We start from the raw sequence: 12,180 nt of genomic DNA, 5'->3' as shown, positions 1-12,180 counted from the left end.
AAGGCGGCCATCCCGCGCGGGAATGGCCCTACTCCGCCTTCGCAGGCTCCGGCTGGAGCGAGGCGTTGGCAATGCGCGCCGCATTCGCCATGCCCGCGAGCGCGGCGGCCTTCTTCGGGTCGGGCGCCGAGCCCGGCTGCACCACGCCGGCCGACATGATCAGCGTCGCGGCGTCTTCGGCGGTGAGATCGACCTCGATGATCTTGCTCTTGGGCACATAGAAGAAGAACCCGGTGGTCGGGTTCGGCGAGCACGGCAGAAACACCGAGACATGCTCCTCCTGTCCCGGCAGGCTGCGCGAAATGTCCTCGTTCGGCGATTGCGAGATCAGCACGATCGACCACATGCCCGGCGAGGGAAACTCGACCAGGCCCACTTTCCGGAAGCTCGACCCCTTGCCCGAGAACAGCGTCTCGAACACCTGCTTCAGGCCACGATAGATGGCGCGCACCGCCGGGATCCGGCCGAGGAAGGTCTCGCCGACATCGACCAGCGTCCGGCCGATCAGGTTGGCCGCGAGGAAGCCGACCAGCGTCAGCGTGAAGAATGCGACAATCAGTCCCCAGCCGGGCACACCGTAGGGCAGATAGGTTTCAGGGCGATAGGCCAGCGGGACGAACGGCCGCACCACGCCGTCAACCCAGGTGACGAACCACCAGACCAGGTAGAGCGTGATCGCGATCGGCCCCGTCACCACGAGGCCGGTCAGGAAATAGTTGCGGAAGCGGCCCATCAGGCCGGTATGCGGTTCCGGCAGGGGATCAAGTGGCGCAGGCGCGTCGTCGCGGGTGGTCATTCGGGTTCCAGGTCGGTCGCAGCACACAAGCTAGGGGCTTCTAGCAGGTTTTGGAAGAGTGTGGGCGGACAAAATAGTTGGGAACTGGGAGGGGTGGAAATGGAGTTTTTAAGGATTATTTAGGGAAGAGTGACAAAATAGATGGGAACTGGGTGTAGCGTCGTAAGCTAATACGAAAATTAAAAATGACAAAATAGTTTGGAACTAGATTTCACTTATCTGGTTGGCCTGCAAGGCCTTCGCGAGGTACCGGGCCCAAGCTTCTCGAGGAATTCCTGCAGCTGGATTCTCACCAATAAAAAACGCCCGGCGGCAACCGAGCGTTCTGAACAAATCCAGATGGAGTTCTGAGGTCATTACTGGATCTATCAACAGGAGTCCAAGAGCGCCAAGGAGGACCAAAACGAAAAAAGGCCCCCCTTTCGGGAGGCCTCTTTTCTGGAATTTGGTACCGAGAAGCTTACTTGTACAGCTCGTCCATGCCGCCGTTGGAGTGGCGGCCCTCGGCGCGTTCGTACTGTTCCACGATGGTGTAGTCCTCGTTGTGGGAGGTGATGTCCAACTTGATGTTGACGTTGTAGGCGCCGGGCAGCTGCACGGGCTTCTTGGCCTTGTAGGTGGTCTTGACCTCAGCGTCGTAGTGGCCGCCGTCCTTCAGCTTCAGCCTCTGCTTGATCTCGCCCTTCAGGGCGCCGTCCTCGGGGTACATCCGCTCGGAGGAGGCCTCCCAGCCCATGGTTTTCTTCTGCATTACGGGGCCGTCGGAGGGGAAGTTGGTGCCGCGCAGCTTCACCTTGTAGATGAACTCGCCGTCCTGCAGGGAGGAGTCCTGGGTCACGGTCACCACGCCGCCGTCCTCGAAGTTCATCACGCGCTCCCACTTGAAGCCCTCGGGGAAGGACAGCTTCAAGTAGTCGGGGATGTCGGCGGGGTGCTTCACGTAGGCCTTGGAGCCGTACATGAACTGAGGGGACAGGATGTCCCAGGCGAAGGGCAGGGGGCCACCCTTGGTCACCTTCAGCTTGGCGGTCTGGGTGCCCTCGTAGGGGCGGCCCTCGCCCTCGCCCTCGATCTCGAACTCGTGGCCGTTCACGGAGCCCTCCATGTGCACCTTGAAGCGCATGAACTCCTTGATGATGGCCATGTTATCCTCCTCGCCCTTGCTCACCATTGGTTAATTTCTCCTCTTTAATTCTAGAGTAGCTAGCACAATACCTAGGACTGAGCTAGCTGTCAACTCCGGATCCGAATTCGGCAGGCATCAAATAAAACGAAAGGCTCAGTCGAAAGACTGGGCCTTTCGTTTTATCTGTTGTTTGTCGGTGAACGCTCTCCTGAGTAGGACAAATCCGCCGCCCTAGAGCACTAGTGAGCTCATGCATGATGGGTACCCGCGTCTACTTCGTATAGCATACATTATACGAAGTTATACTAAAACAATTCATCCAGTAAAATATAATATTTTATTTTCTCCCAATCAGGCTTGATCCCGAATTCATGAGACGTTGATCGGCACGTAAGAGGTTCCAACTTTCACCATAATGAAATAAGATCACTACCGGGCGTATTTTTTGAGTTATCCTGAGGAGGATTTATATGAATACCTATGAACAGATTAATAAAGTGAAAAAAATTCTGCGCAAACATCTGAAAAATAATCTGATTGGCACCTATATGTTTGGCAGCGGCGTGGAAAGCGGCCTGAAACCGAATAGCGATCTGGATTTTCTGGTGGTGGTGAGCGAACCGCTGACCGATCAGAGCAAAGAAATTCTGATTCAGAAAATTCGCCCGATTAGCAAAAAAATTGGCGATAAAAGCAATCTGCGCTATATTGAACTGACCATTATTATTCAGCAGGAAATGGTGCCGTGGAATCATCCGCCGAAACAGGAATTTATTTATGGCGAATGGCTGCAAGAACTGTATGAACAGGGCTATATTCCGCAGAAAGAACTGAATAGCGATCTGACCATTATGCTGTATCAGGCCAAACGCAAAAATAAACGCATTTATGGCAATTATGATCTGGAAGAACTGCTGCCGGATATTCCGTTTAGCGATGTGCGCCGCGCCATTATGGATAGCAGCGAAGAACTGATTGATAATTATCAGGATGATGAAACCAATAGCATTCTGACCCTGTGCCGCATGATTCTGACCATGGATACCGGCAAAATTATTCCGAAAGATATTGCCGGCAATGCCGTGGCCGAAAGCAGCCCGCTGGAACACCGCGAACGCATTCTGCTGGCCGTGCGCAGCTATCTGGGCGAAAATATTGAATGGACCAATGAAAATGTGAATCTGACCATTAATTATCTGAATAATCGCCTGAAAAAACTGTAAAAAAATTGAAAAATGGTGGAAACACTTTTTTCAATTTTTTTGTTTTATTATGAATTCCGACGGAGCCGATTTTGAAATAACTTCGTATAGCATACATTATACGAAGTTATACGCGGTACCCATCGTCCGGGCCGCAAGCTCCTAGCGGCGGATTTGTCCTACTCAGGAGAGCGTTCACCGACAAACAACAGATAAAACGAAAGGCCCAGTCTTTCGACTGAGCCTTTCGTTTTATTTGATGCCTCAAGCTAGAGAGTCATTACCCCAGGCGTTTAAGGGCACCAATAACTGCCTTAAAAAAATTACGCCCCGCCCTGCCACTCATCGCAGTCTAGCTTGGATTCTCACCAATAAAAAACGCCCGGCGGCAACCGAGCGTTCTGAACAAATCCAGATGGAGTTCTGAGGTCATTACTGGATCTATCAACAGGAGTCCAAGCTCAGCTAATTAAGCTAGCTTATCGATACCGTCGACCTCGAACCCCACGCCCCTCTTTAATACGACGGGCAATTTGCACTTCAGAAAATGAAGAGTTTGCTTTAGCCATAACAAAAGTCCAGTATGCTTTTTCACAGCATAACTGGACTGATTTCAGTTTACAACTATTCTGTCTAGTTTAAGACTTTATTGTCATAGTTTAGATCTATTTTGTTCAGTTTAAGACTTTATTGTCCGCCCACAAAGAGTGCGGCCTGATCCCTTCTGCCTATTCCACCGTCACCGATTTCGCGAGGTTGCGCGGCTGGTCGACATCGGTCCCCATCACCACCGCCGTATGGTAGGCGAGCAGCTGTACGGGAACGGAATAGACCATCGGCGTGAACGCCGCGGCCATATCCGGCATGACGATGGTGACGAGCGAATCCACCGTCGCCTCCTCCGCGCCCTTGGCGTCCGTCATCAGGATGATGTTGCCGCCGCGGGCGGCGACCTCCTGCATGTTGGAGACGGTCTTCTCGAACACGCGGTCATAGGGTGCGATGACGACAACGGGCATGGTCTCGTCGATCAGCGCGATCGGCCCGTGCTTGAGCTCGCCGGCAGCGTAGCCCTCGGCGTGGATGTAGGAGATCTCCTTCAGCTTCAGCGCGCCTTCCAGCGCGAGCGGGAAGCTGGTGCCGCGGCCGAGATAGAGCACGTCGCGGGATTTTGCGATCCTGTGCGCCAGCTTCTCGATCTGAAGCTCGGTGGTGAGCGCGTCCGCCATCAGGCGCGGGATCTCGACGAGGCCATGGACGAGCTTGACCTCATCCTCCTCGGACAGCTCGCCTCTAGCCTTGCCGGCGGCAATCGCAAGGTTTGCCAGCACCATGAGCTGGCAGGTGAATGCTTTGGTCGAGGCGACGCCGATCTCAGGTCCCGCGAGCGTTTGCAGCACGGTTTCGCTCTCGCGCGCGATGGTCGAGGTCGGCACGTTGACGACAGCCACCGTGTGCACGCCCGCGCCTTGGCGTAGCGCAGCGCCGCCAGCGTGTCGGCGGTCTCGCCCGATTGCGAGATGAAGATGGCGAGATCGCCCTTGCGCAGCGGCGCCTCGCGGTAGCGGAATTCGGAGGCGACATCGACCTCGACCGGCACGCGCGCAAACCGCTCGAACCAGTATTTTGCGACGAAGCCGGCATAGCTCGCCGTGCCGCACGCCGTGATATTGATGCGCTGGATGGTCTTGAAATCGAACGGCAGCTTGACCGGCAGCGAGACGCGCTCGGTCGCCATGTCGACATAGCGCGCGAGCGTATGGCCGACCACTTCCGGCTGCTCGTGGATCTCCTTCGCCATGAAGTGGCGGTAATTGGCCTTGTCGACCAGCGAGGTCGAGGCGGCGTGCTTGATCTTCTCGCGCTGGACGGCGTTTCCGTCCTTGTCGAAGATGGTGGCGCTCTTGCGGGTCAGCACGACCCAGTCGCCGTCCTCGAGATAGCTGATGGTGTCGGTGAACGGGCCGAGCGCGATGGCGTCGGAGCCGAGATACATCTCGCCGTCGCCATAGCCGATCGCGAGCGGCGGGCCGTTGCGGGCGCCGATCATGAGATCGTCGTCGCCGGCGAAGATGAAGCCGAGCGCGAAGGCGCCGCGCAGGCGCGCCAGCGTCAGCTTCACCGCCTCGACCGGCTTGTTGCCGCGGGTCAGCAAATCGTCGACGAGATGCAGCACGATCTCGGTGTCGGTTTCGGTGTGGAACACCGTGCCCTTGGCCTCGAGCTCCTCGCGCAGCTCGCGGAAATTCTCGATGATGCCGTTGTGGACCACGGCGACGCGCTCGGTCGCATGCGGGTGGGCGTTGTTGACGGTCGGCTTGCCGTGGGTGGCCCAGCGGGTGTGGCCGATGCCGGTCGTGCCCTTCAGCGGCTCGGCTTCCAGCCGCTTCTCCAGATTTTTCAGCTTGCCCTCGGCGCGGCGACGCTCGAGATGCTTGCCTTCGAGCGTGGCGACCCCCGCGGAGTCATAACCGCGATATTCGAGACGTTTGAGCGAATCCACCAATTGCTCTGCAACCGGCTCGCGCCCGAGAATGCCGACAATCCCGCACATGCGGATCACTATCCCCCAAATCGTCGAAAAATCGCCTAAACGACGCGCTCGGTTTTTAGCGAAGTTCCTAAGGAACCAGATACTCAATAATTATGACGGATTACGACAGCAGCCGATGACGGCGCGTCGTCCGTCTGCGTCGATGTGGCCGGCCTTTAACCGCGCGCGTTAACGCCTTGTCAACAAGTTTGGCCAACGATTCCGGTCAGGAGAACAAGGCCATGAAAGGCTCATCCGACCGCAAGGGTCTGTCGTCGATGTATCTGCGTGCCAGCGAGACCTCGGGCACGCACCTTGCGCATTGGCCGCCCCCGATGCGCGGTAAGGAAAGCAAGCCGGTCTTCGTCAAGCATGTGCAAGGCGAGCCGGCCAAGCGCGCCAAGCCGCGTGGCTGGCGCCTGACCCGCGCGATCTTCTCCGAATTCGCGGACGACGAATAGCGGCGCGCCTCACCACCTCAGGACCGCGGCAAACACGAGGATGGCGAGGAGCCCCCAGAACACCATTCCTGCGAACAGCGAGGCGATCTCCTGCGGGCGCCGCACGCCGAACAGCTTCAGCACACCTCGTCCCGTCGCCGTAATGAATATCTCCACGAGAAAAGCGATCAGGCTGCCGATGAACTCGACCATAAGCGTGCAGTCCTAGCGACGCTCAGAAGAGCCTAGCACTCCGCCAGTCACTTCTCCGGCTTCTTGCCGCCCGTCTTCATCTCGCGATAGCGCGTCGCGCCGCCTTCCCGGACGGTCTGCTGGTTGCGCTCCAGCGCCATGGCGTCATCAGGCACATCGCGCGTGATCACCGAGCCCGAGCCGATATAGGCGCCATTTCCGATCTTGACGGGGGCGACCAGCGAGGAATTGGTGCCGACGAAGGCGCCCTGCCCGATGACCGTCTTGTGCTTCTTGAAGCCGTCATAGTTGCAGGTGATGGTGCCGGCCCCGATGTTGGAGTTGGCACCGACGGTGGCATCGCCAATGTAGGAGAGGTGATTGACCTTGACGCCGGCCTCCAGCGTTGCCGCCTTGGTCTCCACGAAATTGCCGATCCGCGCGCCGTCGCCGAGCGAGGTGCCGGGACGAAGCCGCGCATAGGGGCCGATCGAGACCTTCTTGCCGAGCGTGGTCTCGACGATGTGCGAGAACGAGTGGATCACCGTGCCGTCGGCGATCGACACGCCCGGCCCGATCACCACGAACGGCTCGATGGTCACGTCCTTGCCGAACACCGTGTCGGCCGAGAGATAAACGGTCTCGGGCGCGATCAGTGTCACGCCGGCCTCCATCGCGGCCTTGCGCAGGCGTGTCTGCATGACGGCTTCGGCCTCGGCGAGCTGCGCCTTGGTGTTGATGCCGCGCACTTCGTCTTCGCTGGTCTCGATCACCACGGACTCCCATCCCTGCTTGCGGACGATGCCGACCGCGTCGGTGAGATAATATTCGCCCTTCGAATTGGCATTGCCGATCTGCCCGAGGATGTCGAGCGCGCGGCGTCCGTCGATCGCCATCACGCCGGCATTGCACAGGTCGATCTTGCGCTCTTCCTCGCTGGCATCGGCCTGCTCGCGGATCGCGACCAGGCGGTCGCCCTCGACGATGAAGCGGCCATAGCCAGTGGGATCGGCGGCGCGGAAACCGAGGGCGGCGATTGCAGCGCCCTTGGCCAGCGGCGCGCGCAGCCGCGCAAAGGTCTCGGCCGAGATCAGCGGCGTGTCGCCGAACGCGATCAGGAGATCGTCGACGCCCGGCGCGATCGCCTCGCGCGCCGCCAGCACCGCATGCGCGGTGCCGAGCCGCTCGGCCTGCACGAAGGTGAGCGCGTCGGGCCTGATGCGCCTCGCCTCGTCCGCGACCGCCTGATGGTCGGGGCCGATCACCACGGCGAGCGAGGTGCCGGTTCCCTTGGGCGCGGCGGCGAGCACATGGGCGAGCAGCGTCTGATGCGCGACCGGATGCAGCACCTTCGGCAGGCTTGATCGCATGCGCGTGCCCTCGCCGGCGGCGAGCACGATCGTGAGGCTTAAGCGGGCGGTCATCGGAATCCTGTCAGATATGGCCGAATCAATTGCGTGACGGGTGGCGAGCCGCCCTCATGGACGCCTTGCTACCTCCGCAAACGCCCGGAATTCAAGTGCGAGTGGGTTTTCCTGTTAATGTTCCCTATTGATTCGGGGACGCCCGATGGGGCTGGGCACTTAACGTTCATGGCAAAGGATTCCGACCCACTGGCGGACGCCTTCGGCACCAAGGAGACCGGCGGGCTGTTCTCCGGACTTTTGGCCGAGGAAAGTGCGTTCGACCGCCGCATGATGTGGCGGCTGGGCACGTGGGGCGTGGCGGCCGTCGGCGCCGTCGTGGTGGCGGTGATGGCCAATCAGGCCCAACTCGGCTGGCGGCGCGACCAGGTCGCCTCTGCCGATCTCGTGCGCCAGGCCGACCGGCTCCAGCTGCTGACCAAGGAGAGCCAGAACGAGGCGCGCCGGCTCGCTGCCGCCATCGAGACCCTGAACACCGATCGCGATCGGCTCTATTCGCGCGTCACCGTGCTGGAGCAAGGGCTCGATTCCGTCACCGGCGCCATCGCAAACCAGACCGCTGCGACGCCGCAGGCGGCAAGGCCCCAGGACGCCGCGCCTGTGCCCCCCAGCGTCCGCGCAGCGAGGCGTCCAGAGACACCGCGAAGGACGCGCAGAAGGACACTGCAAAGGAGCCGGCAAGCCCGCCGCCGCAGACCGCGGCCGCCGCCTCGCTGGTGCAGCAGGCGCCGGCAACGACCTCGGCGCTGCCCGTCATTGCGCTGGTGCCGTCCAAGTCGATCATGGCCCCGCCCGATCCGGCCGCATCGAAATTGATGCAGGCTGAGGCGACCGAGAAGGCCGCCGAGAAGAAGACGGAGCCGGCGCCTGCCCCGACCGAGATCGCGGCCGCGTCAGCCAAGCCGCCGGAAGCTACCGAGAGCGAGGCGCCGGCGATCGCGGTCCAGCAGACGCGCTTTGCGATCGACCTCGGCGGCGCCAATTCGATCGACGGCCTGCGTGCGCTCTGGCGCGGCGTGACCAAGACCAACCCGGAGGTTGCGGGCCTGCGGCCAATCATCATGATCAAGGAAGGCGGCAGCGGCCTCGGCATGCAGCTTCGCCTCGGAGCCGGCCCGCTGATCAACGCCGCCGCCGCCGCAAAGCTCTGCGCGGGCCTCACCGAAAACGACCGCCATTGCGAGACCACCGTGTTCGACGGCCAGCGGCTGTCGATGCGCGGCGGCTCGGACAAGGGCCAGGAAAAGGGACAGGAGAAATCTCAGGACCGGGTCCAGGAGAAAAACTCCGAGAAGAACCAGGACGGCGTTCCGCAAGCCGAGACCGCCCCTGCTCCCGCACCGGCCGCCAAGCCGGAGAAGCACCGCCGCAGCTACTCCTCAAAGCGTTCATCAAAGCGCGAGGAACCCGCGCCTGCCCCCGCGGCGCCCCAGCAGCCGGCCGCACAGGCGCCGAAGCCGGAAACGGCATCGGCTGGATCGACGCTGTCGTCGTTCTTCAGGCGGTAGTCATCCCGATCACTTGATTTGGCCGGACATCCCTTGCGTCAATTCGCAGGAAACCTGGCCCTCCCTGTTGCCCCCTCCCTTCATCCCGACCATATTGGCCCCATGACAAAAAAGCCCTTCCGCCTCACGCCCTACCAGGTCCAGTTCCTGATCGTCGTCGGCTTCGCATCGGTCGGCTATGCGCTTTACTTGCGCTATCTCGGGATCGAACTCTCGACGGTCGGGCTTGCCTGCGACGCCGGCCTGCAGACGCTGATCTGCAAGGCGCGCTCGGTTTCGACCGTGCTGTTCAAGAATTCGGTGTTCGGGATCGTCGCGCTGGTGGCGGCGACGCTGAACCTGATGCGGCCCTCGATCGTGCTGCTCACCGTCGGCATCATCGCCGCCGGGCTCGGCATCGTGCTCTACAATGTCGTGCTGTCGGGCCTTGCGATCGGCCTGCTCATTCTTGGATTTGCTCGGCCCGCGCCCGCCACAGCGTGAGCGCGAACAAGAAATAGATCGCGCAGGTCCACAGCGACTGCCAGTTCTCGCGGCCCTCGTTGAACAGCACATAGACCGCCGACAGCGCGAGCACGCCTGCGAACACCGCTTCCGCGATCGGGCGCTGGCCGATCTGCGGCCGGTTCAGCATCAACAGCGCGAACGGCACCACCGCCATCGTCAGCGAAGCGTAGGGGAAGTCGTGGTAGCGGGGGTCGAACACGAAGGCGAGCGCGGTCTGCGCCGCGATCACGGCAGTCAGCGCCAGCGTGAGACCCAGCACCGCCGTCAGCTTCGACCATTTGCGTCCCTCGCGCGGGCCGAGCAGATCGAGGAAGGTCGGCAGGCTCCGGCCGATCACCATCGCCTGCGCGCAGAAGATCGGCGACAGGATGCCGGCGAGCAGCAGTGCGCCCCAATGCACCCAGCCGCCGATGCCGTAGCTCTCATAGTACATCTTGTCGGCGCCGATCCCGAGCAGGATGCCCGCTGAGGTCGCCGAGATGGCGACGCCGAGCCAGGCCGGGAAGCGCGGCGTCCAGGGCCGCCGCCGCAGCGTGAGGCCCGCGACCGCGAACACCAGCACGCAAAGGCCCATGCCGGCGCCCATGTACCATTTCCAGTACGGGAAATTGCTGATCGGCTGGCCCGGCGGATATTTCAAGTTCCTGCGCACCGAGTCATAGAGACCCCAATAGCCGCCGACGGTGCCTTCTAGCTTGCGCTTCCAGGGCTGGTCGTAGGACTCGATCAGATTGACGCGGAATTTCTGCGCTTTTGCGAGGCTGAGGATTTCCGAGACGACGCGCGCCTGGTTGGTGCGCGAGGGCAGCGCGCCGTCGCGCATGCGGCCTGCGCTCGGCCAGCCGGTCTCGCCGATCAGGATTTCCTTGCCCGGAAACGCCACCGCCATGCGCTCGCGGATCGTCTCGACGTGGGCGGCTGCGAACTTCGCCTTCACCGGGAAATCCTCCCAATAGGGCAGGATGTGGATCGTGACGAAATCGACCGCGTCATAGATCTCGCGGTTCTTCAGCCAGAACTCCCAGACGTCGGCATAGGTCACGGGCACGCTGACCTGCGACTTCACCGAGCGGATGATCGAGACGAGGTCCGCCGTCGTCATCTCGCCGCGCAGCAGCACCTCGTTGCCGACGATGACCGCGGTGATGACCTCAGGGAATTGCTTGGTGAGGCGGACGGCGAGCGATGCCTGCTCGAAATTCTTGGTGCGGTTGCTGGACAGCCAGATGCCCTGGAGCACCTTGATGCCGCCGACCTTGGCGGCGATCGCCGGCACCTGGTCGAGCCCGTTCTCCATCGAATAGGTGCGGACGCAGTCGGTGATTTCCTTGAGCTGGCGCAGGTCCTGCTCGATCTGATCGGCCTCAATGTGAGTCCAGGCGTTCAGCGGCGACTGCTCGCCGCGGAACGGCGCGTAGGAGACGCATTGAACCTTCTCGGTGGGATCGATCGGGGCGCGCGCGAGCGTGATCGGCGTGGCAAGCCACCACCACACGGCAGCGATCACCCCAAGTGAGACGAGCAGAAGCGCCAGTGGCGTACGAAGAGAAATCGGTTCCGTCCTCCGCGAAGGGCCGTCGATTACCCGCATCCACGCCGTCTGCCAAGGGGGCACCCGGCGTGGATCCATCCCTCCCCCGAGGAATTTACCTGCGGCCGTTCGACAGGGGCCTAGCATCGTGACTTTGCTGGACAAAATTCCAAATACAGGTCATGGGACTCGGCGGGAATTTTCCGCCGCATTGGAGACCCATTTGGACGCCATCACCGTCGCGTCCGCGGGATCCTGACGCGGGCGGTCAGTGGAGAAGTTGGGGAATTCATGCGGCAACGGGTGCGTCAGTTACGAAATGCGGTCCTGCGGCAGTTCGCCGCCACCTTGGCCGTTTCCTCCCTGGTGGTCATGGTCGGTTTCGGTGGCGCGTTCGCCCAGAGCGGCACGCCGGCCCCGGACCAGGGCAAGGCCGCCGCCCAGCCCGCCGATGCCGCCGCCAAGGACGCCGCCCAGAACCAGCGCCGCACCGACGAGTTCGCCGAAGCCGCCCAGGTCATCAACGGTCCGGCCGGTAACCCCGAATGCGTCTGGCTCGGCCGGCGCGTTGTCCGATTGATGTGGCGGGATGACCTCGATACCGCGTTCCGTCATCTCGACCTCTACGACCGCTTCGGCTGCCCCGGCGGCCACATCCAGGCCGCCTTCCGCTGCCTGACCCGGTTCGGCGGCCAGATCGATCCCAAGGTCGCCGAGACCCTGGACAGCCGCGTGCACGCCTGCTGGATCAATCCGGCGTCCCAGCCGCAGCAGGCGGCGGCCGCGGCCTCCCAGCCCGCGGCGGCGGCGCCAGGCAATTCGCCGGCTCCGCAGGGCTCCGCAGCCGGGCCGCGAGCCCCTCGCCTGCGGCAAGCCCGACGCCGGCGCCGTCGAAATAGTCGCAGGCACTTTCACCCGCCG

Annotated in this window: 8 protein-coding genes and 3 pseudogenes; 5 read left to right on the top strand and 6 right to left on the bottom strand. The window is 61.6% G+C overall.

Annotated features, from left to right (window positions below):
* Positions 1–28 precede the first annotated feature (28 nt).
* Both FOM02_RS12010 and FOM02_RS12000 read right to left on the bottom strand, forming a co-directional pair.
* A complete protein-coding gene (locus FOM02_RS12010) occupies positions 29–796 on the bottom strand; it encodes a DUF502 domain-containing protein (RefSeq protein WP_027559234.1) in 768 nt (255 codons plus the stop codon).
* A 460-nt stretch (positions 797–1,256) separates the two neighbouring features.
* Positions 1,257–1,940 (bottom strand): hypothetical protein, encoded by a 684-nt coding sequence (locus FOM02_RS12000; RefSeq protein ID WP_265441807.1) that lies wholly within the window; start codon positions 1,938–1,940, stop codon positions 1,257–1,259.
* 452 nt (positions 1,941–2,392) lie between these two features.
* On the opposite strand from FOM02_RS12000, the gene ant(9) reads away from it, so the two are divergent.
* Entirely contained in the window at positions 2,393–3,145 is a 753-nt protein-coding gene (gene ant(9) / locus FOM02_RS11995; RefSeq protein WP_063246869.1) for an aminoglycoside nucleotidyltransferase ANT(9), read from the top strand.
* Positions 3,146–3,852: 707 nt separating this feature from the next.
* Here the strand turns inward: ant(9) and glmS are convergent.
* Positions 3,853–5,678 (bottom strand): annotated as a pseudogene (gene glmS, locus FOM02_RS11985) (glutamine--fructose-6-phosphate transaminase (isomerizing)).
* A 221-nt stretch (positions 5,679–5,899) separates the two neighbouring features.
* Between glmS and FOM02_RS11980 the strand changes: the two are divergent.
* Complete coding sequence (locus FOM02_RS11980; RefSeq protein ID WP_027559236.1) at positions 5,900–6,118, top strand: hypothetical protein; 219 nt, start codon at positions 5,900–5,902, stop codon at positions 6,116–6,118.
* A gap of 9 nt (positions 6,119–6,127) precedes the next feature.
* Here FOM02_RS11980 and FOM02_RS11975 read toward each other — a convergent pair whose 3' ends face one another.
* Complete coding sequence (locus FOM02_RS11975; protein WP_027559237.1) at positions 6,128–6,310, bottom strand: hypothetical protein; 183 nt, start codon at positions 6,308–6,310, stop codon at positions 6,128–6,130.
* Positions 6,311–6,357: 47 nt separating this feature from the next.
* Positions 6,358–7,713, bottom strand: coding sequence for a bifunctional UDP-N-acetylglucosamine diphosphorylase/glucosamine-1-phosphate N-acetyltransferase GlmU (gene glmU / locus FOM02_RS11970; protein ID WP_027559238.1), 1,356 nt, complete (start codon positions 7,711–7,713; stop codon positions 6,358–6,360).
* Positions 7,714–7,881: 168 nt separating this feature from the next.
* Here glmU and FOM02_RS47105 point away from each other — a divergent pair.
* Together FOM02_RS47105 and FOM02_RS11955 are read left to right on the top strand one after the other, a co-directional pair.
* A pseudogene (locus FOM02_RS47105) lies at positions 7,882–9,221 on the top strand (hypothetical protein).
* A 102-nt stretch (positions 9,222–9,323) separates the two neighbouring features.
* Positions 9,324–9,704 (top strand): hypothetical protein, encoded by a 381-nt coding sequence (locus FOM02_RS11955; RefSeq protein WP_027559240.1) that lies wholly within the window; start codon positions 9,324–9,326, stop codon positions 9,702–9,704.
* On the opposite strand, the gene FOM02_RS11950 is transcribed toward FOM02_RS11955, so the two are convergent.
* Positions 9,664–11,319 (bottom strand): beta-(1-6) glucans synthase, encoded by a 1,656-nt coding sequence (locus FOM02_RS11950; protein ID WP_092214223.1) that lies wholly within the window; start codon positions 11,317–11,319, stop codon positions 9,664–9,666. The two genes, FOM02_RS11955 and FOM02_RS11950, sit on opposite strands and share 41 nt — an antisense overlap.
* 231 nt (positions 11,320–11,550) lie before the next feature.
* On the opposite strand from FOM02_RS11950, the pseudogene FOM02_RS11945 reads away from it, so the two are divergent.
* Positions 11,551–12,158, top strand: a pseudogene (locus FOM02_RS11945) (beta-1-3, beta-1-6-glucan biosynthesis protein).
* The last annotated feature ends 22 nt before the right edge of the window (positions 12,159–12,180 follow it).

Origin of the sequence: Bradyrhizobium sp. SEMIA, assembly GCF_014844175.1 — a bacterium.
Lineage (GTDB): Bacteria > Pseudomonadota > Alphaproteobacteria > Rhizobiales > Xanthobacteraceae > Bradyrhizobium > Bradyrhizobium arachidis.
Note: the sequence above shows the minus strand (reverse complement) of the source record. Positions and strands in the feature narration are given on the sequence as shown.